Annotated in this window: 25 protein-coding genes and 1 pseudogene; 4 read left to right on the forward strand and 22 right to left on the reverse strand. The window is 75.8% G+C overall.

Annotated elements, in window-relative coordinates; genetic code table 11:
• Positions 1-3 precede the first annotated feature (3 nt).
• From nuoE to ACI8AP_RS09615, 10 genes and pseudogenes are all read right to left on the reverse strand, one after another.
• Complete coding sequence (nuoE, locus tag ACI8AP_RS09570; protein WP_456589105.1) at positions 4-1,086, reverse strand: NADH-quinone oxidoreductase subunit NuoE; 1,083 nt, start codon at positions 1,084-1,086, stop codon at positions 4-6.
• Positions 1,083-2,414, reverse strand: a complete 1,332-nt coding sequence (locus ACI8AP_RS09575) for an NADH-quinone oxidoreductase subunit D (protein WP_456589106.1) — start codon at positions 2,412-2,414, stop codon at positions 1,083-1,085. Before ACI8AP_RS09575 ends, nuoE begins: the two co-directional genes overlap by 4 nt.
• 13 nt (positions 2,415-2,427) lie before the next feature.
• Positions 2,428-3,180, reverse strand: coding sequence for an NADH-quinone oxidoreductase subunit C (locus ACI8AP_RS09580; protein WP_456589107.1), 753 nt, complete (start codon positions 3,178-3,180; stop codon positions 2,428-2,430).
• Entirely contained in the window at positions 3,177-3,854 is a 678-nt protein-coding gene (locus ACI8AP_RS09585) for a NuoB/complex I 20 kDa subunit family protein (protein ID WP_456589108.1), read from the reverse strand. The genes ACI8AP_RS09580 and ACI8AP_RS09585 overlap by 4 nt, the downstream gene beginning before the upstream one ends.
• Positions 3,855-3,866: 12 nt before the next feature.
• Positions 3,867-4,229, reverse strand: a complete 363-nt coding sequence (locus ACI8AP_RS09590; RefSeq protein ID WP_456589109.1) for an NADH-quinone oxidoreductase subunit A — start codon at positions 4,227-4,229, stop codon at positions 3,867-3,869.
• A gap of 87 nt (positions 4,230-4,316) precedes the next feature.
• Positions 4,317-4,451 (reverse strand): hypothetical protein, encoded by a 135-nt coding sequence (locus ACI8AP_RS09595; protein ID WP_456589197.1) that lies wholly within the window; start codon positions 4,449-4,451, stop codon positions 4,317-4,319.
• A gap of 235 nt (positions 4,452-4,686) precedes the next feature.
• A pseudogene (locus tag ACI8AP_RS09600) lies at positions 4,687-4,821 on the reverse strand (NAD(P)/FAD-dependent oxidoreductase); the annotation flags it as partial.
• A gap of 165 nt (positions 4,822-4,986) precedes the next feature.
• Positions 4,987-5,664, reverse strand: a complete 678-nt coding sequence (locus tag ACI8AP_RS09605) for a dienelactone hydrolase family protein (RefSeq protein ID WP_456589110.1) — start codon at positions 5,662-5,664, stop codon at positions 4,987-4,989.
• Entirely contained in the window at positions 5,654-6,358 is a 705-nt protein-coding gene (locus ACI8AP_RS09610; RefSeq protein WP_456589111.1) for a phosphoribosyltransferase, read from the reverse strand. Before ACI8AP_RS09610 ends, ACI8AP_RS09605 begins: the two co-directional genes overlap by 11 nt.
• 126 nt (positions 6,359-6,484) lie before the next feature.
• Positions 6,485-7,204 (reverse strand): demethylmenaquinone methyltransferase, encoded by a 720-nt coding sequence (locus tag ACI8AP_RS09615; protein ID WP_456589112.1) that lies wholly within the window; start codon positions 7,202-7,204, stop codon positions 6,485-6,487.
• A 35-nt stretch (positions 7,205-7,239) separates the two neighbouring features.
• On the opposite strand from ACI8AP_RS09615, the gene ACI8AP_RS09620 reads away from it, so the two are divergent.
• Positions 7,240-8,484 (forward strand): isochorismate synthase, encoded by a 1,245-nt coding sequence (locus tag ACI8AP_RS09620; protein ID WP_456589113.1) that lies wholly within the window; start codon positions 7,240-7,242, stop codon positions 8,482-8,484.
• A gap of 85 nt (positions 8,485-8,569) precedes the next feature.
• Here the strand turns inward: ACI8AP_RS09620 and menD are convergent, their stop codons facing one another.
• Together menD and ACI8AP_RS09630 are read right to left on the reverse strand one after the other, a co-directional pair.
• The gene (menD, locus tag ACI8AP_RS09625; protein WP_456589114.1) at positions 8,570-10,258 is read right to left on the reverse strand and encodes a 2-succinyl-5-enolpyruvyl-6-hydroxy-3-cyclohexene-1-carboxylic-acid synthase; all 1,689 of its coding nucleotides are present in this window, start codon (positions 10,256-10,258) and stop codon (positions 8,570-8,572) included.
• Positions 10,255-11,223 (reverse strand): o-succinylbenzoate synthase, encoded by a 969-nt coding sequence (locus ACI8AP_RS09630; RefSeq protein ID WP_456589115.1) that lies wholly within the window; start codon positions 11,221-11,223, stop codon positions 10,255-10,257. The genes menD and ACI8AP_RS09630 overlap by 4 nt, the downstream gene beginning before the upstream one ends.
• Before the next feature lie 90 nt (positions 11,224-11,313).
• On the opposite strand from ACI8AP_RS09630, the gene menE reads away from it, so the two are divergent.
• Positions 11,314-12,432 carry an o-succinylbenzoate--CoA ligase gene (menE, locus tag ACI8AP_RS09635; RefSeq protein ID WP_456589116.1) on the forward strand — a complete coding sequence of 373 codons (1,119 nt, stop codon included), beginning with the start codon at positions 11,314-11,316 and terminating at the stop codon, positions 12,430-12,432.
• Positions 12,432-13,301: a 1,4-dihydroxy-2-naphthoate polyprenyltransferase gene (locus ACI8AP_RS09640; RefSeq protein ID WP_456589117.1), complete on the forward strand. Its 870-nt coding sequence runs from the start codon at positions 12,432-12,434 to the stop codon at positions 13,299-13,301. The genes menE and ACI8AP_RS09640 overlap by 1 nt, the downstream gene beginning before the upstream one ends.
• Before the next feature lie 6 nt (positions 13,302-13,307).
• On the opposite strand, the gene ACI8AP_RS09645 is transcribed toward ACI8AP_RS09640, so the two are convergent.
• Positions 13,308-13,634, reverse strand: a complete 327-nt coding sequence (locus ACI8AP_RS09645) for a DUF4229 domain-containing protein (protein ID WP_456589118.1) — start codon at positions 13,632-13,634, stop codon at positions 13,308-13,310.
• Positions 13,627-14,055 (reverse strand): Lrp/AsnC family transcriptional regulator, encoded by a 429-nt coding sequence (locus tag ACI8AP_RS09650; protein WP_456589119.1) that lies wholly within the window; start codon positions 14,053-14,055, stop codon positions 13,627-13,629. The genes ACI8AP_RS09645 and ACI8AP_RS09650 overlap by 8 nt, the downstream gene beginning before the upstream one ends.
• Positions 14,056-14,159: 104 nt before the next feature.
• Here ACI8AP_RS09650 and ACI8AP_RS09655 point away from each other — a divergent pair, with 104 nt between their 5' ends.
• A complete protein-coding gene (locus ACI8AP_RS09655) occupies positions 14,160-14,372 on the forward strand; it encodes a hypothetical protein (protein ID WP_456589120.1) in 213 nt (70 codons plus the stop codon).
• A 50-nt stretch (positions 14,373-14,422) separates the two neighbouring features.
• On the opposite strand, the gene ACI8AP_RS09660 is transcribed toward ACI8AP_RS09655, so the two are convergent.
• From ACI8AP_RS09660 to ACI8AP_RS09695, 8 genes are all read right to left on the reverse strand, one after another.
• Positions 14,423-14,701 (reverse strand): hypothetical protein, encoded by a 279-nt coding sequence (locus ACI8AP_RS09660; protein ID WP_456589121.1) that lies wholly within the window; start codon positions 14,699-14,701, stop codon positions 14,423-14,425.
• Between the two features lie 116 nt (positions 14,702-14,817).
• Entirely contained in the window at positions 14,818-15,780 is a 963-nt protein-coding gene (ccsB, locus tag ACI8AP_RS09665) for a c-type cytochrome biogenesis protein CcsB (RefSeq protein WP_456589122.1), read from the reverse strand.
• Positions 15,773-17,389, reverse strand: a complete 1,617-nt coding sequence (gene resB / locus ACI8AP_RS09670) for a cytochrome c biogenesis protein ResB (protein ID WP_456589123.1) — start codon at positions 17,387-17,389, stop codon at positions 15,773-15,775. Before resB ends, ccsB begins: the two co-directional genes overlap by 8 nt.
• Positions 17,386-18,225: a cytochrome c biogenesis CcdA family protein gene (locus tag ACI8AP_RS09675; protein ID WP_456589124.1), complete on the reverse strand. Its 840-nt coding sequence runs from the start codon at positions 18,223-18,225 to the stop codon at positions 17,386-17,388. The genes resB and ACI8AP_RS09675 overlap by 4 nt, the downstream gene beginning before the upstream one ends.
• Before the next feature lies 1 nt (position 18,226).
• Entirely contained in the window at positions 18,227-18,802 is a 576-nt protein-coding gene (locus ACI8AP_RS09680) for a TlpA family protein disulfide reductase (protein ID WP_456589125.1), read from the reverse strand.
• Positions 18,799-19,431: a histidine phosphatase family protein gene (locus ACI8AP_RS09685; protein WP_456589126.1), complete on the reverse strand. Its 633-nt coding sequence runs from the start codon at positions 19,429-19,431 to the stop codon at positions 18,799-18,801. The genes ACI8AP_RS09680 and ACI8AP_RS09685 overlap by 4 nt, the downstream gene beginning before the upstream one ends.
• The gene (gene hemL, locus ACI8AP_RS09690; protein ID WP_456589127.1) at positions 19,428-20,795 is read right to left on the reverse strand and encodes a glutamate-1-semialdehyde 2,1-aminomutase; all 1,368 of its coding nucleotides are present in this window, start codon (positions 20,793-20,795) and stop codon (positions 19,428-19,430) included. The genes ACI8AP_RS09685 and hemL overlap by 4 nt, the downstream gene beginning before the upstream one ends.
• A complete protein-coding gene (locus ACI8AP_RS09695; protein WP_456589128.1) occupies positions 20,792-21,271 on the reverse strand; it encodes a hypothetical protein in 480 nt (159 codons plus the stop codon). The genes hemL and ACI8AP_RS09695 overlap by 4 nt, the downstream gene beginning before the upstream one ends.
• Positions 21,272-21,283: the final 12 nt, after the last annotated feature.

Here is a 21,283-nt window from a genome sequence, read left to right on the forward strand (position 1 = left end):
GGTTCATCGCCTCCGCTTCGGGCCGCGGCCCTCGATGGTCCGGGTCGGGCCGCCGGGCCCCTGGGTGTCCGGGGGTGGGGTGGCGGGGCTCTGACCACTCGTGCCGGGCTCCTGCCCGGCCGGGGTGTCGGTGCCCTCGCGGCCGTCGGGCAGCCGCCGGCCGGCCGGTTCGGGGGCGTCGGGGTGCGAGCCCGCGGCGCCGGCCTTCTCGGCCGGGGTGTCGGCGGCGGCCACCCGCGCGTCCGCCGCCTCCTTGCCCGGGGTCTCCCCCGTGCTCCCCGACGGGCGCACGGTCTCCCGCGGCTCGCCGACGTCGGCCGGCTCGGGCTCCGGGCCGCGCATCGGCGGCGCGGCCTCCCCGCGTTCGGCGGCCAGCCGCAGCCCGCGCAGGGTGGGCTCGTAGTTCCCCGGCGCGTCGACGGCGGCGGCAGCGGCCGCCGCGTCCGGGTGCTGGGAGAAGCCCGCCAGCTGGCGGGAGACGCCGCGGAAGTCGGTGAGCGGCGCGCCGCGGGTCGGCAGCGGCTTCTCCCCCCGGCGCAGCGCCGCGACCAGCTCGCGGGCGCTGTCGACGTCCTGCTGGTCGTAGAACTCGTAGTCCACGGTGACCACGGGCGCGTAGTCGCAGGCGGCGAGGCACTCGGCGTGCTCGAGGGTGATCGAGCCGTCGGCGGCGGTCTCGTCGTGGTGCACGCCGAGGTCGGCCGACAGCGCGTCCATGATCCGCTGCCCGCCCAGCACGGCGCAGAGCGTGTTGGTGCAGACGCTGACCAGATGCCGGCCGGTGGGGCGGCGCTTGTACATCGTGTAGAAGGTCGCGACCGCCCCGACCTCGGCCTTGGTCAGCCCCAGCTCCTCGGCGCACAGCGCGACGCCCTCGGGGGTGACGTAGCCCTGGTAGCTCTGCACCAGGTGCAGCATCGGCAGCAGCGCCGAGCGGGCCACCGGGTAGCGGGCGATGATCTCGCGCGCCTCGAGCCGGGCCTGCTCGGGCAGCGGCGGGGTCTCGGCGAGGGACGCGACGTCGACCGGGCTGGAGTCCAGCCCGGTGACCGCCGTGCCCTCGGGACTGCCTGGCAGTGCACTCATCGGTCGACGCCCCCCATCACCGGGTCGATCGAGGCGATCGCGGCGATGACGTCGGCGATCATGCCGCCCTCGCTCATCGCCGCCGTGGCCTGCAGGTTCACGAAACTGGGGTCGCGCACGTGGACGCGCCACGGGCGGGTGCTGCCGTCGCTGACCACGTGGTAGCCGAGCTCGCCGCGGGGGGACTCGAGGGGCACGTATACCTGCCCCGCCGGCACCCGGAAGCCCTCGGTGACCAGCTTGAAGTGGTGGATCAGGGCCTCCATCGACTGACCCATGATGTGCCGCACGTGGTCCAGCGAGTTGCCCATGCCGTCGGGCCCCAGGGAGAGCTGGGCGGGCCAGGCGATCTTCTTGTCCTCGACCATCACCGGGCCGGGCTCCAGCCGGTCCAGCGCCTGGGCGATGAGCTTCAGCGACTCGTTCACCTCGGCCATGCGCACCAGGTAGCGGCCCCAGGCGTCGCAGGTGTCGGCGGTGGGGACCTCGAAGTCGTAGGTCTCGTAGCCCAGGTAGGGCTCCACCTTGCGCAGGTCCCAGGCCAGCCCGGTGGCGCGCAGGACCGGTCCGGTGACGCCGAGGGCGACGCAGCCGGTGAGGTCGAGGTACCCGGCGTCCTTGAGCCGCGCCTGCCAGATCGGCTGGCCGGTGAGCAACCGGTGGAAGTCCGCGACCCGCTTCGGGAAGACCTCCAGGAACTCCCGGATGTGCTCGACCGCCCCCTCGGGCAGGTCCTGGGCCAGACCGCCGGGGCGGATGTAGGCGTGGTTCATCCGCAGCCCGGTGATCTCCTCGAGCAGGTCGAGGACCATCTCGCGCTCGCGGAAGCCGTTGGTCATGCCCGTGAGGGCACCCATCTCCATGCCGAAGGTGGCCAGCGCCACCAGGTGGGAGGCGATCCGGTTCAGCTCCATCACCAGCACCCGGATCGTGGCCGCGCGCTGCGGGATCTCGACGCCGAGCAGCTTCTCGACGGCCATGCAGTAGCCGGCCTCGTTGAACAGCGGGGCCAGGTAGTCCATGCGGGTCACGAACGTCGTGCCCTGCACCCAGTTGCGGTACTCGGTGTTCTTCTCGATACCGGTGTGCAGGTAGCCGATCACCACGCGCGCCTTGGTGACCGTCTCGCCCTCCAGGTCGAGGACCAGGCGGAGCACGCCGTGGGTGGACGGGTGCTGCGGGCCCATGTTGACGACGAGGCGCTCCTCGCCGTGCGGGTCGGCCCCGAGGGTGACGTCCCAGTCCCCGCCGGTGACGGTGTAGACCCGCCCCTCGGTGGTCTCCCGCGAGCCGGCGTAGGGGTCGGCCGGGTTGTAGGTGGTGCTCATCGGTAGACCCCCGTCACCGGTAGGCCCGCCGCGTGTCCGGCGGCGGGATCGTCGCGTCGTGGTACTCCACCGGGATCCCGCCGAGCGGGTAGTCCTTGCGCTGGGGGTGGCCGTCCCAGTCGTCGGGCATGAGGATCCGGGTCAGCGCCGGGTGGCCGTCGAAGACGACGCCGAACATGTCGAACGTCTCCCGCTCGTGCCAGTCCGCCGTCGGGTAGACGCCGGTCACCGACGGGACGTGCGGGTCCTCCGCGGTGACCGCCACCTCCAGCCGGATGCGGCGCCGGTAGGTCATCGAGGTCAGGTGGTAGACGACGTGCAGCCGGGGCCGGCCGGGCGTCACCTCGGGGCCGCCGCTGTCGAGGTAGTCGACGCCGGAGAGGCTGCTGCACAGCTCGAAGCGCAGGGCCTCGTCGTCCCGCAGCGCCTGCACCAGGGTCAGCAGGTGCTCCCGGGCGACGAAGTAGGTGATCTCGCCCCGGTCGACCAGCACGCGCTGCACCGCGGCGGCGTAGGTGGCCTCCCCCACGGCCTCGATCAGCGCGTCGGTGACCTCGTCGAAGTACCCGCCGTAGGGCCGGTCGGTGGAGTGCAGCGCGACCGCGCCGCCGGGCTCCACCCGCACCAGGCCACCGAACCCCGAGGTGTCACCGCTGCCGCTGACCCCGAAGGCGCCCTTCCGGAAACCGCCGGACGGCGCGGTGCTGTCGTCGTAGCCGGCCTCCTCGCGACCGGGGACGACGTTCGAGCCGCCGTCGTTGCTCATCGCCGGCCACCCCGCTCGTCCGGGAGCAGGACGGCGTTGCCGCCGCGCCGCTCGATCCCGAACTGCCCGGTGCGCCCCTCGGCGGCCGCCTGCTCGTAGGCGCGGCGGGCCTCCTTGTCGACGCGGACGGTCGACGGCATCTCGACCAGCAGGTCCTTGGCCGTGCCGTCCTCGCGGGCCTGCTGCTGCTGGCGGGCCCGCTTCTCCCCCAGCGGCTCGTGCTGGATCTTGTGGTGCAGCTTGAGGATGGCGTCCATCAGCATCTCCGGCCGCGGCGGGCAGCCGGGCAGGTACATGTCCACGGGGACGACGTGGTCGACGCCCTGGACGATCGCGTAGTTGTTGAACATGCCGCCGGAGCTGGCGCAGACGCCCATCGCCAGCACCCAGCGGGGCTCGGGCATCTGGTCGTAGATCTGCCGCAGGACCGGCGCCATCTTCTGGCTCACCCGGCCGGCCACGATCATCAGGTCCGCCTGCCGCGGCGAGGCCCGGAAGACCTCCATGCCGAAACGGGCGAGGTCGTACCGGCCCGCACCGGAGGCCATCATCTCGATGGCGCAGCAGGCCAGGCCGAAGGTCGCCGGCCACAGCGACGACTTGCGGGTCCAGTTGACCAGCTTCTCCACGCTGGTCAGCAGGACGCCGCTCGGCAGCTTCTCCTCGAGTCCCATGTCAGTCCCCTGTCAGTCCCACTCGAGTCCGCCGCGCCGCCACTCGTAGGCGAAGGCGAGGAAGACGGTGCCGAGGAACACGGCCATCGCGGCCAGCCCCCACACCCCCAGCGCGTCGTTGGCGACGGCCCACGGGTAGAGGAAGACGATCTCGATGTCGAAGACGATGAAGAGCATCGCGGTCAGGTAGTACTTCACCGGGAAGCGGCCGCCGGTGAGCGGCTGGTCGACCGGCTCGATGCCGCACTCGTAGGCGGCCAGCTTGGCCCGGTTGTGGCGGCGCGGCCCGACGAACGGCGCGACGACGACCGAGAACAGCGCGAACGCCGCGGCCAGCACGAACAGGCCGACGAGCGGGGCGTAGGTCGAGAGCATCAGCTGCACCCTAGGGTGATGTCGGTCACGGCCTGGTCATGGTCGGGATACGGAGTGTCGTGCCGGCCGGTCGTCATGGCAGCTCCCTCACGTCGCCGGGGTGAGTCGCAGGAGCACGGCCAGCGCGCGGTCGATCGCGTCGCCGTCGCGGCCGTCGGTCAGGTTGCCCATCACCCGCAGCGCGGCGTCGGTGAGCGCGGGGCGGCGCAGCCCCCGGGCCATGGCGAGCCGGACCACTGCTGGCCGGGCCAGCAGCGCCAGGAAGCCCAGGCCGAGCCGGTGGAGGCGGCCCAGCTCGGCGCGCAGCCGGCCGGGGTACCGCCGCAGGACCGCCTCCCGCGCCGTCCCGGTTGCAGGGGTTCACCGTGCCGGCGGCGTCCCCGGCAAGCAGCAGCAGCCCCCGGGTGTACGCCGGACCCCGGCTCAGCGGCGTCAGCCCGTCACCGCAGACCTTCTCCCGCGGGAAGTCGGCCTTCTCCAGCAGCGCGACATCCAGGCCCGCGCGGACGAGGTGCCAGGCCGCGCTGGAGCCGGCCGGCCCGGCACCGACGACCACGACGTCGGCGGCGTGCGCCGCTGCGGTCCGCGTCATGCCACCCCTCCGGTCCGTCGTCGAGCCCGGTGCAGCTTGTGAAAGAGTTCACAAACCGCTCGGTCCCGAGTCTAGGCCGCGATGTGATCTAGCCGACAGACCCCCCCTCGGCGCAGGGCCCCGGCGACCTCAGCGCGGCCCCGCACCGGGCGGCCGGTCCGGGCATCAGGAAGGCGCCGGCAACCAGGTGCTCAGCCAGGCCGCGGAGCGGTCGATCACCTGCTCGAGCGCGCCGGGCTCGGGGAACAGGTGCGTGGCGCCGGGGATGATCGCGACCTCGTGGTCGACGGTGAGCCGGGCGGCGGCCTGCCGGTTGAGCTCGACGACCTGGGCGTCCGCGCCCCCGACGACCAGCAGCACGGGCGCCCGCACCTGGTCGAGCGCGCTGCCGGCCAGATCGGGACGGCCACCGCGGGAGATCACCGCCCGGACCCTCTCCGGTCGCTCGGCGGCGGTGATCAGGGCGGCCGCCGCACCGGTGCTGGCACCGAAGGTGGCGACCGGCAGGGTCGCGAGGCCGGGCCGGCCGAGCAGCCAGTCGACGGCGCCGGTGAGCCGCCCGGCCAGCAGCGGGATGTCGAACCGGTGCTCGCGCGTGCGCGCGTCGACCTCCTCCTCGGCGAGGGTCAGCAGGTCCAGCAGCACGGTGGCGTACCCGGCGGCGTGCAGCCCCTCGGCGACCTGCTGGTTGCGCGGGCTTCGCCGGCTGCTCCCGCTGCCGTGGGCGAAGACCACCACACCGCGCGGATCGGCGGGGCCGACGAGGTCGGCGCGCAACGCCGCCCCGGGCACGTCGACGACGACGTCCTCCTGGAAGCCGGGCGCGCCCTCGTCAGCCGGCACCGTCGCGCTCCTCCGGCTCACCGGGGCGGGCCTGCGCGAGGGCCGCGCGCACCTCGTCGTCCTCGGTCGGTCGGAAGTCGGCGTAGCCCTGGCCGACGGCGGAGAAGTCCGCGGGGGCCCAGAGGCAGAGCAGTTCGTCGACGTCCGGTGTGATCTGCCGGCAGGCGTTCGGCGAGGCCACGGGGACGGCGACGGTCAGGTGCGCGGGGTCCTGGCGGCGGACGGCGGCGACCGCGGCGCGCATGGTCGAGCCGGTGGCCAACCCGTCGTCGACCAGGACGACGCGGCGGCCGGCCAGGACCGGCGGCGGGCGGTCGCCGCGATAGGCCTCGGTGCGCCGGCGCAGCTCGGACACCTCCTGGGTGCGGACGTCCTCGAAGGTGGCCGCGCCCACCCCGGCGCGGTCGATGACGCTCTCCTGCCGGACGGTCTCGATCTCGTCCCCCACGGCCGCGATCGCGCCCATGGCGAGCTCCGGCTGCCAGGGCAGGCCGACCTTGCGGACGACGACGATGTCGAGCGCTGCGTCGAGGGCGGCGGCCACCTCCGCCCCCACGACGACCCCGCCCCGCGGCAGGCCGAGTACGACCACGTCGCCGTGCCCGGGGGTGACCAGGTCGTCGTCGACCAGCCGCGCGGCGAGCGCCCGGCCCGCCTCCCGGCGATCTGCGAAAGGTCTCCGGTCTCCAGCCATGTGGTCCGGCTACCCGGCCCGCCGGGCGGCTAACGGCCGGAGCGGCTGGGAAGGGGGCGCGCGGGGTCGTCGGGCACCGGCGCTCGTCCCGCCGAGGCCGTCCCGCCGCTGCACCCCCGGAGGCCCTCAGGGCTTGCGGGCACGGTGCAGCGCGACGATCCCCCCGGTGAGGTTCTGCCAGGCGACGTCGGCCCAGCCGGCGTCCTGCAGCCGGCCGGCGAGCGCCGCCTGGTCGGGCCAGGCGCGGATCGACTCGGCCAGGTAGACGTAGGCCTCGGGGTTGCTGCTCACCGCCCGGGCGATGCGGGGCAGCGCCTTCATCAGGTACTCGGTGTAGACGGTGCGGAACGGCGACCAGGTGGGGCTGGAGAACTCGCAGACCACCAGCGTCCCGCCGGGCTTGGTCACCCGGGCGAACTCCCGCAGCGCGGCGTCGGGGTCGGCCACGTTGCGCAGGCCGAAGGAGATGACCACGCCGTCCACGCTCTCGGCGGCCAGCGGCAGCGCCATCGCGTCACCGGCCACCTTGGGCACCGGTCGCGCGGCCCCGGCGCGCAGCATGCCCTGGGAGAAGTCGCAGGCGATCGCCGTCACTCCGCCGGCGGCGAGCTCGACGGTGGAGACCGCCGTCCCGGCCGCGACGTCCAGCACCGTCTGGCCCGGCCGGGCCCCCAGCGCCTCGCGGGTGGCCCGTCGCCAGGAGGCGTCCAGCCCCGCGGAGAGGACGGTGTTGGTGACGTCGTAGCGCTGCGCGACCCGGTCGAACATCGCCGCGACCTCGGCCGGTCGCTTGTCCAGCCCGGCCCGCAGGCCGGCGGTGTGCGGGTTCTCTCGCCGGTCTGCCACGGCATCGACGCTACAAGGCCTCCTACTCTGATCACGTGACTGCCGCCGCCCTGACCTCCCCGGCGGCGGCGTCGCGCACCGTCACCACGGTCCGCTCCGACGCGGCCGGCGAACTGCTCGACCTGCTCCCGGTCCGCGGCGGCCTCTCCTGGGTGCGCCACGGTGAGGGCCTGGTCGGCTGGGGCGAGGCGGCGCGGCTGGAGGTCTCGGGCCCGCGCGCGCTGGCCGAGGCCGCCGAGTGGTGGGACCGGTTCACCGCCGGCCTCGACGTCGCCGACGAGCTGCGCGTCCCCGGCTCGGGCCCGGTGCTGTTCGCGAGCATCGCCTTCGACCCGGTCGCGGGGACGTCGGTCTTCGTCGTCCCCGAGGTCGTCGTCGGGCGGCGGGACGGCGTCGGCTGGATCACCGCCGTCGGGGCCGCACCGGAGCTGCCGGACCCGACCCCTGCCGACGACGGCCCGGCGCCCCGGCTGCGCTACGCCGACGGGGCGCTGGACCCCGCGAGCTGGTGCGCCGCGGTGGCCGCCGCCGTCACCCGCATCGACGCCGGCGAGCTGGAGAAGGTCGTGCTCGCCCGCGACCTGCTCGTCTCCTCCGACGTCCCGCTCGACCCCCGGCGAATGCTGCGCCGGCTGGCCGCCCGGTTCCCGGGGTGCTGGACCTTCGCCGTCGACGGCCTGCTGGGCGCCACGCCGGAGCTGCTGCTGCGCCGCACCGGCCGGCGGCTCTCCTCGCGCGTGCTGGCCGGGACCGCGCCGCGCGGGGCCGGCGCCGAGGACGAGCGGCTGGCCGCGGCCCTGATGGACTCGGGGAAGGACCGCGCGGAGCACGGCCTCGCCGTCGACTCCCTGGTGCGGGCACTGCAGCCGTACTGCCACGAGTTGACGGCACCGCCGGAGCCGGAGCTGCTCACGCTGGCCAACGTGCGGCACCTGGCCACCGACGTCGTCGGCACCCAGCGCGGCTCGGCCGGGCTGCTGGAGCTGGTCGGCGCGGTGCACCCGACGGCGGCCGTCTGCGGCACCCCCACGCCGGACGCCGCCGCGCTCATCGGCGAGCTCGAGGGCATGGACCGCGGCCGGTACGCCGGACCGGTCGGCTGGCTGGACTCGACCGGCGACGGCGAGTTCGGCCTCGCGCTGCGCTGCGCCGAGCTGGTCGGCGACGACGGGGCGCGGCTTTTCGCCGGCTGCGGCATCGTCGCCGGCTCCGACCCGGCCGCGGAGCTGGCCGAGACCCAGTCGAAGTTCGCCGCGTTCCAGGCCGCGCTCGAGGGCTGAGCCGCGCGCTCTGGGGCTGCTGCACACGCTCTGGGCGGTTTGCAGGACTCCTCCAGCAGGAGGAGCACCCCCAGAGCGGCGGGGGCTACTCCCCCAGCGCCGCCGCAGCGGCGCGCCGCAGGTCCTGGGCCAGCGCCGCCTCGGCGCGCTGGTCGGTGCCGACGACGACGACCTGCGGACCCCCCAGGCCGAGCACCGCCGTGAGCTCCGCCGGCGTGGACACCCGTGTCGCCGGCCAGCCCAGCGACTCCGCCACCGCCACCAGGTCGCGCCCGTGCGGGGTGCCGAAGACCCGCCGGTAGTCCGCGGCGAACCGGTCCTGCCCCGGCTCCAGCTGGGCGAAGATGCCGCCGCCGTCGTTGTCCGGCACGACGACCGTCAGGTCCGGGCGGCGCTCGCCCTCGCCGAGCAGCAGCCCGGTCAGGTCGTGGAGGAACGTCAGGTCGCCCATCAGCGCGTACGCGGGACCGGCGTGGACGAGCGCCGCGCCCACGGCGGTCGAGATCGTCCCGTCGATGCCCGCGACCCCGCGGTTGGCCAGCACCGTCACGTCGTCCCGGGGCACGGCCAGCCGGTCGACGTCGCGCACCGGCGTGGACGACCCGAGCACCAGCAGCGCGCCCGCGGGCAGGGCGGCGACGACGTCGCGGGCCAGCCGGGCGGCGGTCAGCGCCGGGGCGCCGTCGAGCACCGCGTCGACGGCGGCCCCGACCCGGGCGGCGGCGGCCTGCCAGGCGGCCGCCCAGTCGGCGTCGACCGGGTCGTCGGGATCGGCGCCGGCGAACAGCCGGGCCACGTGGCTGCTCGACCTGCCGGCGTCGGCCCACCGCGGCGAGGCGCTCACCGTCTCGACGGTGACGGCGGGGTCGGCCAGCAGGGCGCCGACCGGGCGGGAGAGCGTCGGCCGCCCCACCACCAGCACCCGCTCGGGCCGGTGCGCGGCCAGCCAGCCGGGCGCACCGAGCGCCAGCACGCCACCGCGCACGCTCCCCGGGCGCCCCCAGAGCCCGCTGCTCGGCTCGGCCACGACGGGCCACGCCGAGCCCTCGGCGAGGCCCGGGGCGGCGTGCAGAGGCCCGTCACCGGCGATCACCAGCGTCCGCGGGGGCAGCCGGCGGGCCCGCGCCGCCCAGCCGGCCGACGGCTCGGCCACCGTCCACGGCGCACCTCCCGGCCGGCCGGCCCACGGGGCCGCGAGTTCGGCCGGGGGTTCCTCGTCGGGCAGCAGCGGCTCGCGCAGCGCGAGGTTCAGCTGCACCGGACCGGCGTCGGCCGACAGCGTGCCGGCGGCGACGGTGAGCGCCTTGGCCACCACGGACCGCCAGTAGCGGTTCTGCTCGGCCTCCCGGCCGGCCTCGGGGACGCCGACGTCGGCCGCCCAGCGCACCGCCGCCCCGTACAGGCCGGCCTGCTCGATCGTCTGGTTGGCGCCGGTGGCCCGCAGCTCCGGCGGGCGGTCGGCGGTCAGCGCCAGCAGCGGCACCCCGCTCGCGTCGGCCTCCAGCACCGCGGCGTGCAGGTGTGCGGTCGCCGTCCCGGACGTGGTGAGCACCGGCACCGGGCGGCCGGAGCCCTTGGCCAGGCCGAGGGCGAGGAACGCCGCCGTCCGCTCGTCGAGGCGCACGTGCATCCGCAGCCGGCCGTCCCTTTCGGCCGCCGCGAGGGCCAGGGCCACCGGCGCCGACCGCGAGCCGGGCGCCAGCACGGCGTCGGTGACGCCGCCGCGCACCAACTCGTCGACCAGCACGCGGGCGAAGGCGGTGGCGGGGTTCACGCGGCGAGCACCTCGTCGATCCGGGCCCGCCAGCGGGCGGCGGTGCCCTCGCCGCCCGCCACGACGGCGCGCCGGTCCGGCTCGGGCCGGGCCACCGGCAGCGCGCCGTCCACGGGCAGCAGCGGGGACGAGCAGACGTCTCCGGTGAAGAGCGCGACGGTCGCCAGGCCGCAGGCGAAGGGCAGCTCCGGCAGCGTGGCGGCGAGCGCCACCCCGGCGGCGATGCCGACCGAGGACTCCAGCGCCGAGGAGACGACGCAGGGCAGGCCGTGGGTCTCCGCGACGCGCAGCGCCGCCCGCACACCGCCCAGCGGCTGCACCTTCAGGACGACGACGTCGCCGGCCTCGCGCAGGTCGACCGCCAGCGGGTCGGCCGCCCGGCGCACGCCCTCGTCCACGGCGACGCGCACGTCGATCCGCCGGCGCAGCGCGGCCAGCTCGGCGAGGGTGGCGCACGGCTGCTCGACGTACTCCAGCCCGACGGCGGCGTCGAGCTCGCGGATCCGCCGCACGGCGGTGTCGACGTCCCAGGCGGCGTTCGCGTCCACCCGGATCGCGCCACCGGGACCGAGCGCGTCGCGCACGGCCTCGACGCGGGCGCGGTCGTCGGCGGCGGTCTGCCCCGGCTCGGCGACCTTCACCTTGGCGGTGCGGCAGCCGGACGCCGCCGCGATCGCGTGCGCCCGCTGCGCGCCGACCGCCGGCACGGTCACGTTCACCGGCACCGACGCGCGCACCGGCGCGGGGAAGCCCTTGACCGCGCCCTCCACCGCGGCGGCCCACCAGCGGCGGCTCTCGGTGGCGTCGTAGTCCCAGAACGGGGAGAACTCGCCCCAGCCGGCCGGGCCGCGCAGCAGCACGCCGTCGCGCACGTCGATGCCCCGGAAGCGGCTGCGCAGCGGCACCTCGTAGACGGCCAGCTCGGTGATCTCCGCCGGGAGCGCGGGCGCGGCGGCGGCGGTCATGGCGATCAGCCTAGGAGAAGGACCCCCTGCCCCCCACCACTCGCAGGCTCGTGGCGGGCCCCTGCAGGGGGCCGCATAGGCTCGTCCCTCGTGGCTCGGCACCTCACCCTCGTGCCCGCGGCCGAGCTCTCCGACGACGACGTCCGCGCGGCGCTGGACGGCGAGCGCCCGCTGGCCGTGCTGCCCGCCGGTCCCCCGGCCGTCGTCGACGCCGCCCGCGCCGCGCTTCGCCCCGACGAGCCGCTCGAGCCGGGCACCGACCTCGTCGTCGTGACCTCCGGCTCCACCGGGAACGGTCGCGGGGTGCTGCTGTCGGCCGCCGCGCTGCGGGCGTCCGCGGCCGCGACCCTCGACCGGCTCGGCGGCCCGGGCAGCTGGCTGCTCAGCCTGCCCGTGTCGGCGATCGCCGGGCTGCAGGTCCTCTGTCGCGGCCTGCTCGGCGGGCGCAGCGCCACCCGCCTCGGTGCCGGGGAGCCGCTGACCGACGCCGTCGCCCGCATGCCGGCCGGCGACCGCCGGTACACCTCCCTCGTCCCCACCCAGCTGCGCCGCGCGCTGGACGCCGAACCGGATGCGCTGCGCGCCTTCGACGCGGTGCTCGTGGGCGGCGCGGCCACCGACCCGACCCTGCTGGCCCGCGCCCGGGCCGCGGGCGTCGCCGTCGTGACCACCTACGGGATGACCGAGACCGCCGGTGGCTGCGTCTACGACGGCCTGCCGCTGGCCGGCGTGACCGTGCGGGTGACCGACGGGATCGAGCTGGCCGGCCCGGTGCTGGCGCACGGCTACCGCGGTGATCCGCAGGCGACCGCGGCCGCGTTCGCGGACGGCTGGTTCCGCACCCGGGACGCGGGCACGCTCGGCCCCGACGGCCGCCTCACCGTGCACGGCCGGCTGGACGAGGTCGTCATCTCCGGCGGCGTCAACGTGCCGCCCGCAGCGGTGGAGGCCGCGCTGCGCGAGCACCCCGCCGTCGCCGACGCCGTCGTCTTCGGCCGACCCGACCCGGAGTGGGGTCAGCGGGTCGTCGCCGCCGTCGTCCCGGCGCCCGGCGGCGCACCGACCCTGGCCGAGCTGCGACCGTGGGTGACCGAGCGGCTGGGCGCCCCCGCCGCGCCCCGGGAGCTACGGCTCATCGCCTCGATCCCCACCCTGCACACGGGCAAGCCCGACCGCCGCGCCGTCGCGGCCCGCACCCCGGAGGTCTGATGGCCACCCCTGCCCAGTGGCTGGCCGGCGCCCGCCCCCGCACCCTGCCGGCGGCGGTCTCGCCGGTGCTGGTCGGCACCGGTGCCGCGGTCGCGCTCGACGGCTTCCGGCTCGGCCCCGCGCTGCTCGCGCTGGTCGTGGCCCTCGCGCTGCAGGTGGGGGTCAACTACGCCAACGACTACTCCGACGGCCGGCGCGGCACCGACGCCGAGCGGGTCGGTCCGATGCGGCTGGTCGGTTCCGGCGCAGCTCCATCCGGGCAGGTGCTCGGGGCGGCGCTGGCCTCCTTCGCGGTCGCCGGGGTCGCCGGGCTGGCCCTGGCGGCGCTGTCGAGCTGGTGGCTGGTCGCGGTGGGGGCGGTCTGCATCGCCGCGGCCTGGACCTACACCGGCGGCCCGCTGCCCTACGGCTACCGGGCGCTGGGCGAGGTCTTCGTCTTCGTCTTCTTCGGCCCGGTCGCCGTCGTCGGCACCACGTACGTGCAGACCCGCACCCTGCCCGGCCTGGCGTTCGCCGTCTCCGTACCCATCGGCCTGCTGATCGTGGCGATCCTCGTGGTGAACAACCTGCGCGACATCGAGGGCGACGCCCGGGTGGGCAAGCGCACGCTCGCCGTCCTGCTCGGCGACCGGGGCACCCGAGTGCTCTACGCCGCGCTGCTGGTCGTGCCGTTCGCCGCCGTCGCCGCGGTGGGGCTCGCGCGGCCGTGGGCGCTGCTGGCCCTGGCCGCCGCGCCGCTCGCGCTCGCCCCGGTGCGGACCGTGCTGGGAGGCGGCCGCGGGCCGGCGCTCATCGGGGCCCTGGCCTCGACCGGGCTGCTGACCCTGGTCACCGGCGTGCTGCTCGGCGCGGGCCTCGCCCTCTCCTGAGCGCTGCTACTGCGGAGCGTCCCCGCTGAGCCGAGCGCGCAGGTCCTCCTTGGCCGTGCGCCGCGCGATGCTGCGCGCCGCCAGCGCCTCGGTGAGCCGGTCGCGGGAGGGCCGCAGCAGCACGTAGGAGACCGGCATCGACAGCAGCAGCCCGAACAGCAGGCCGGGGAAGCTGCCCAGCCCGGCCCACCAGAGGACCAGGACGAGCGCCGCGGCGATCGCGAAGCGGCCGACCGTGTAGATCACCAGCCACGGCAGGACCTTCGGCGGCGTCGCGGCGCCACCGGCCGGGCTCACCGGTGCACCGGCGGCGCTCGGGTTGTTCTCAGCCATGACGGCCCTCCCACTTGGTCGAGAGAACGACCGTCGTCCTCGTGCGTGCGACCCCTCTGATCCGGTTCAACGCGTCGATGGCCGCCTCGAGTGCCGGGATGTCGGTCACGCGCACCTTCAGCACGTACCCCTCGCTGCCGGCGACCCGCCAGCAGTCCTCCACCTCGGGGATCTCCCGCAGGCCCGCCTCGACGCCGGTGTCGTCGACCGCGTCGCTCTCGATGACGCTGACCAGCGCGGTGACGTGCAGGCCCACCGCCGCCGGGTCGACGACGGCGCGGTACCCGGTGATCACCCCGGCCGCCTCCAGCTTGCCCACCCGCTCGTGCACGGCGGGCGAGGAGAGCCCCACCTGCCGCGCGAGCTCGGCGTAGCTGGCCCGGCCGTTGGCGCGCAGCAGCTCGATCAGCTGCTGGTCCACGGCGTCGATGGTGGTTCTCCGTCCTGCCCGGGTATGGGATCTGCGTTGCGCGGCACCGAGTATCGCCGCCGACGTACGCTGGCGGTCGACGAGGGGGTGGGCCCGTGGTGTTCCTGGTGGTTCTCGTGATGGCGGTCGTGGTCGTCGCACTGGTGGTGCGCGCCGCGGCGAACGCAGGCCCCGAGGGGAGCGCGCGCCCGGAGCGCCGGCCGCAGCGGCCCCGGGGACCGGTCCGATTCGTGGCCCCCGATGACGACCCGGAGTTCCTCCGGGAGCTCGAGCGCCGCGCGCGCCGGGACGACGGCTCCCCCACGTAACGCCGTCCGGGCCCTTCCCGGGGCCTGAGCCGAGCGTGCGAGCGGCCCTCTCAGGCGGCCGGGGTCGTCCCGAAGAAGCGGCGCCAGCCGCGCCGCGGGCCCGCCTCAGACGTGCCCGCGTCCGGCGCCGAGCCGTCGGCGTCCCCCGGCCAGCCGAGACCGCCGCCGCCCTGGCGGGTGGGGCCGCCCGGCCAGCCCAGGTCGCCCTCCTCCGCCGCGCCCCGCGGGCTCCCGCGGTGCGCGCCCGGACCGTCGGCCTCCCGGCCGGCGAGCGCGGCCGCGACGAGCGGGTGCGACGCCTCCCCGTCGGCCGCCGCGTGCCTACCCACGCCGCACCTCCCGGCGGGCCCGTGCGCTGCTGATCAGCTCCATGAGGGCATGGAAGCACGCAGGTCCGACATCGGTCACCGCCCCGCGCCGCACTGCTCCCCGGACGGGGGAGCGCTCAGACCCCGCCGTAGCTGTGCAGGCCGGTCGAGACCATGTTCACGTACAGCAGGTTGAACAGCACCACGGCGAACCCCAGCACGTTGGTCCAGGCGGCGGGACGGCCGCGCCAGCCGGGGGTGGTGCGGGCGTGCAGGTAGCCGGCGTAGACGACCCAGGAGATGAACATCCAGGTCTCCTTGGGGTCCCAGCCCCAGAACCGGCCCCAGGCGCTCTCCGCCCAGATCGCGCCGGCGATCATCGCGAACGTGTAGATCGGGAAGCCGAACACCGCGGTGCGGTGCGCCACCCGGTCCAACCCCGCGGCGGACGGCAGCCGGTCGAGCAGCCCCCCAGCCGCGCCGGGCGCGGCGGCGCTGCGGCGGGTGCGGACCAGGTACAGGACGCTGGCGATGCCGCTCACCAGGAAGATGCCGGAGCCCAGGATCGCGCTCGTCACGTGGATGCCCAGCCAGCTCGACCGCAGCGCGGCGACCAGCGGCCCCGCCTCGGCGTAGAGGAACAGGCCGATGCCCACCATCGCGAGGATCACCGGGCCGAGGACGAAGACGCCGATGTGCCGCAGCGAGGGCTGGCGCAGCGCCAGCACGAAGTAGGCGACCACCGCGACCAGCACGACGGCCGTGGCGAACTCGTACATGTTGCCGAAGGGCAGCCGGTCGGTGGCCATGCCGCGGGCGACGAGGACGCCGGCGTGGGCCAGCGCGCCCAGCGGGGTCAGCGCCATGCCGAGGAGCCCCCAGCGGGTGCCCTGCGCCGTCTCCGGCGCCTCCTGCCCGGCCGGGGCGGCGGGGGGCTCGGGGGCGACCGGCCCGGCGCCGACACCGGCGAGCTCGCGGCTGCGCACCGTCCGCCGGCCGAACGCGAGCTGGGCGCAGAAGGCCAGCAGCGCGACGGAGTAGAGCGCGACGCTCACGGAGAAGAGGGTGTCGGACAGCTCGGCCAGCGAGGAGTCAGTCACGCGGGGGGACCTCCGGTTCAGGTGCGGTGCGGGCGGGTGCGGCGCTCAGCGCGTCCCGCAGGTCGTGGGACAGCGTGGCGAACCGGGAGCCGTTCTCGCCGCCACCCCGCGTCAGCGAGGCGAGCGTGAGCACGGTACCGCCGCCGTCGGGGGCGGGCTCGGCCCGGGCGAAGACGCGCTCCCGGCGCAGCAGGAGCATGCCCAGCAGGCCGGCCAGCAGGGTGATCGCCGAGCCCAGCACCCACACCTGGCCGGGGTCGTGGGAGAACTGCAGGGCGGCGAACTCCTTGACCCCGCTGAAGGTGACGCGGGTGCCGTCGGGCAGGTCCAGGGACTCGCCCACCGAGAGGTTCGCCGAGCCCACCTCGGTCAGCCGGCCGCGCTCGATCTGGCTCTCGTCGAGGGAGTACACCGACTGCGGCAGCCCGGAATCGAGGCCGAGGTAGCCGGAGAAGGCGATCAGCGCGACCTGCGGGGCCAGCGGCCGCGGGTCGACGGAGGTCAGCACGCCGCCCTGCACCAGACCCGTGGGCGCGAAGAAGCCCTTCAGTGCCAGCTGCTCCTCCCGGCCGGGGATGTCGGGCAGCTTGAGCGCGCCCTCGCTGGCCAGCGTCTGCTGGTCGCTGGGCAGGAAGGGCACGGTGAGGTCGGTGAAGGTCGTCCCGTCCGGCACGGTCACGGTGAACGTCGGGCTGAAGCCGTGACCGGTCACGTAGACCCGGTCGCCGTCGACCCGGAGGGGGTCGTTGACCCCGATGGTGGTCGGCCGCCCCTCGGCGGAGGGCTCGCCGTAGCGGATGTCCGCGGTGAACGAGGCGGCGGTGAGGTTCTCCTCGTACTCGGCGGTGAACTGCTCGAGGTCGACGCAGAGCGGGCTGAGGTCGCCGCTGTCGACCAGCGGGCCCGCGGAGTAGGTGTCGTACTGCTGGAAGGAGTTGCAGAACCCCTGTCCCTCGGTGACCAGGATGCTGCCCTCGTAGCCCCACAGCTTCCCACCCGCGAGGCTCAGCAGGAGGGCCAGCAGCGAGAGGTGGAAGACCAGGTTCCCGGTCTCCTTCAAGTGGCCCTTCTCGGCCGAGAGCTCCGGGCCGCGCGCGGTCTCGCGGCGCACGACCCGGTAGCGCCGCACCCGCAGCTCCTCCTCGACGCCGTCGAGCGCGGCCCCCGGGGCGTGCGCCACGGGCCACCGATCGGCGTCGGGGAGCCGGAGCAGGTTCCGCGGAGCCGGTGGCGGCGGGGTGCGCAGTGCGCGGGCGTGCTCCCGGGCCCGCGGCAGGACGCAGCCGATGAGCGAGAGGAACAGCAGCAGGTAGACCGCGGCGAACCACGGCGAGCTGAAGACGTCGAACAGGTAGAGCCGGTCCAGCACCGGGGCCAGGTCGGGGTGGTCGGCGAAGTACTGCCGGACGTTGTTCTGGGACAGCGACCGCTGCGGCAGCAGCGAGCCCGGGACGGCCGCCAGCGCCAGGAGGAACAGCAGCACGATCGCCGTGCGCATCGCGGTGAGCCGCCGCCACCAGCGCAGCAGCAGGCCGCCCAGCCGACGGCCGGCCGGGGGCCCGGCGGGCGGGGTCGGGGTGGCCGGGCGCGGGGGCGCCTCGATGCTCACAGCGCCGACTCCCCGAACCCGGTGGCGGCCAGCCAGGAGCGCAGCCAGCCCATCATCTCGGTCCACGCACCGGTCACCAGGAGCAGCCCGACCACCACCAGCACGGCCCCGCCGAAGCGGGTCACCGCCTGCGCGTGCCGGCGGAGGAACGTCGTGGCCCCCACGGCCCAGCGGGCACCGAGGGCGACGAGCACGAACGGCACGCCCAGCCCCAGGCAGTAGGCCAGCCCCAGCAGCGCCCCGCGGCCTGCGGTGGCCTCGGCGAAGGCCAGGTTCTGGACGGCGGCCAGCGTGGGCCCCATGCAGGGGGTCCACCCGAGCCCGAAGACGACCCCGAGCAGCGGGGCCCCGGCCAGCCCGGCCGCCGGCCGGGTCGACAGGCGCGCGGTGCGCTGGAGGAACGGCACCCGGCCGAGGAACGCCAGCCCGATGAGGACCGTGATGCCGCCCATCACCCGGGTGATGAGCTCGTTGTGCACCAGGAGCAGCCGGCCGAGTCCGCCGAACGCCGTGCTGATGGTCACGAACACCGCGGTGAAGCCGAGCACGAACAGCAGGGCACCGAGCACCATCCGCCCCCGCGGCGGGCGCAGATCGGCCGCCGGGAGCACCGCCGTGGCGGTGGCCGCCGTGCTGCCCCCGGCGGGCGCGGACGCAGCCGGAGCCGGGGCCGTGGTCGCGGCGCTGCCCACCAGCCCGGTGACGTAGGAGAGGTAACCGGGCACGAGCGGCAGCACGCAGGGCGAGGCGAAGCTGATCAGGCCGACGAGCGCCGCGACGGCCGCCGCCACCAGCAGCGGCCCGTCGGTGACCAGGCCGGCGAAGGTCTCCCCCACGTCAGACCTCCTCCGCCTGCACCTGGTCCAGCACCGCGCGCAGGTCGTCCTGCGCCACCGCCCCGGTGTACACGGCGGCGACCCGGCCCTGGCGGTCCAGCACGATGGTGGAGGGGACGGCGTTGGCCGGGTAGTCGCGGAAGGCCAGCGCCACCTCGCCGCGCGGGTCGTAGAGCGAGGGGAACTCGATGCCGAAGCGCTCGACGAAGGCCAGCGCGAACTGCTCGTCGGTCTCCTTCACGTTCAGCCCGACGAACTGCACGCCCTCGTCCCGCACCTCGGCGTAGACCTCCTGGAACTCGGGCGTCTCGATCCGGCACGGGCCGCACCAGGACCCCCAGAAGTTCAGCACGGCCACGTCCCCGGCCAGCGCCGCCGACGAGAACTCCCCGCCGCCCAGCAGGGTGCCGGAGAACTCCGGCGCGGTCGCCCGCTCGTCGGCCGGGATCACCTCGCCGGCCGGGGTGGCCTCGACGAACCGGAACTCGCCGCCGTTGTTGACCTCGACCGCGTCGGAGCCGGTGCTGCACCCGGTGAGGATCGCGCCCGCCAGCAGGGCCGACAGCAGCCGCCTCATGCGCCCGGCACCGCGTCGGGGTCGGTGGCGCCGGCCGGCTCGGCGTAGGAGACGCGCACGAAGTCGTCGTCCTCGTAGGTGAGCGAGGTGACGCTGGCCAGCGAGCACTGCCGGCGGCGGGGGTCGTGGGCGAACCGGCGTCCCTCGACGTGCAGGCGGGTGGCCCAGATGGGCAGCTGGTGGCTGACCAGCACCGCCTCGTGCCCGCGGGCGGCGTCCCGGGCCGCCTCGACCGCGGCGATCATGCGCGCGGCGATCTCCACGTACGGCTCGCCCCAGGAGGGCTGGAAGGGGTTGCGCAGCTTCCACCAGTTGCGGGGCGCCCGGAAGACGCCGCCGCCCCCGCCGACGACCCGGCCCTCGAACGCGTTGCCGGCCTCGATGATCCGCTCGTCGATCTGCACCTCCAGCCCGGTCGCCTCGGCCAGGGGGCGGATGGTCTGCCGAGCCCGCTCCAGCGGGCTGGACACCAGGTGGACGACGTCCCGCCCGCTGAACCACTCCGCGGCCGCGACGGCCATGGCCTCGCCGGCGGTGGAGAGGCGGTAGCCGGGCAGCCGGCCGTAGAGCACGCCGGCGGGGTTGTGCACCTCGCCGTGCCGGAGGAGGTGGACGACGGTGGTGGTCACGAGGAGCGCTCGCTGTCGATCGCGCCGGTGCGGTGGGCGTCGGCCTCGGCGGCAGCCCGGGCCGCGGCCGGGAGCGCCTCGAGCACCCGGTCGAGGGCCTCGCCGGAAAGCTGCGCATTGACGAACCACGCCTCGAACGCCGACGGCGGGAGGTACACCCCGCGGGCCAGCAGGGCGTGGAAGAAGGCGGTGTAGCGGGAGACGTCCTGGGTGCGGGCGTCGTCGTAGTCCCGGACCTGGCGCTCGTCGGGCACGAAGAAGACCGAGAACATGTTGCCGGCCTGCTGCACCCGGTGCGGCACACCGGCGGCGAACAGCGCCGCGCTCGCTGCCCCGCGCAGCACGGCGGAGACCTCGTCGCACTGCGCGTAGACCTCGTCGGTGCAGTTCCGCAGGGTGGCCAGGCCGGCCGCGACCGCCACCGGGTTCCCCGAGAGGGTGCCGGCCTGGTAGACCGGCCCGCTCGGCGCGAGGTGCTCCATGAGATCGGCGCGGCCACCGAACGCCGCCGCCGGGAGCCCCCCGCCCATGACCTTGCCGAAGGTGAACAGGTCGGCGTCGACCGGGTCGAGGCCGTACCAGCCCGACGCCGACACCCGGAAGCCGGTCATGACCTCGTCGAGCACCAGCAGCGCACCGTGCGCCGCCGTGATCCGCCGCAGCTCGGTGTTGAAGCCGTCCAGCGGCGGCACCACGCCCATGTTGCCGGGCGCGGCCTCGCTAACCACGGCCGCGATGGCGTCGCCGCGCTCGGCGAAGACCGCTTCGACGGCGGCGACGTCGTTGTAGGGCAGCACGATGGTGTCCGCGGCGGCCCCCGTGGTCACCCCGGGGGTGTCGGGCAGGCCCAGCGTGGCCACCCCGGAGCCGGCCGAGGCCAGCAGCGCGTCGACGTGGCCGTGGTAGTTGCCGGCGAACTTGACCAGGAGCGGGCGGCCCGTCACCCCGCGCGCCAGCCGCACGGCCGAGAGCACCGCCTCGGTGCCGGAGTTGACCAGCCGCACGCGCTCGACCGGCGCGACGCGGTTGCGGATCTCCTCGGCCAGCTCCAGCTCGCCCTCGGTGGGGGCGCCGAAGGACAGGCCGCGACGCGCGGCCGCGGTCACCGCCTCGACGACGGCGGGGTGCGCGTGGCCAAGGATCATCGGCCCCCACGAGCTGACCAGGTCGACGTAGCGCCGCCCGTCCGCGTCGGTGATCCAGGGACCGGAGGCCTCGGCCATGAAGCGCGGCGTGCCGCCGACGGCGCGGAAGGCGCGCACCGGGCTGTTCACCCCGCCCGGGGTGACGTCCTGACCGCGGGCGAAGAGGCCGGCGGAAACCGGGGCCTCGTAGGTGTAGGGCGGGCTGTCCAGCGAGGTCACGTCCCCAGTGTCCCCTCTGCGCCCGGCGAGCGGTCGGAGGCATCGCGCACACTCCCGAGCAGGGCGGCCCGCAGCGCCGCGGGGTCGCGGGTCGGGACCAGCACCGTCCGACCGTCGGCCAGCCGCAGCGGCAGCCCGGTGCGGCCCCGCGGCAGCGACCAGCCCCCGCCGAGCACGGGGGCACCGGCATCCACCCCGGCGTCGGCCTCCCGCAGCGCGGCGGCGTCGACGTCGCGCAGCGGCACCTGCTCGCGGCCCACCGCCAGGCCGTCGGCGTCCACCCGGACCGTCCACACCCGGCGGGCGGACAGGCAACCGATCGCGACCACGCCGGGCACCGCGACCAGGGTGAGCGCCCAGACCAGCGGCGGGACGTCCGGCCCGGGCAGCAGCAGGTCCCCGAGCAGGAAGAGCCCGAGGACCCCGGCGACCAGCCAGAACGGCCGCCAGGAGCCCCCGGGCTCGACGTACGTCACGTCCCCGACCAC

Source organism: Blastococcus sp. SYSU DS1021 (assembly GCF_054050995.1).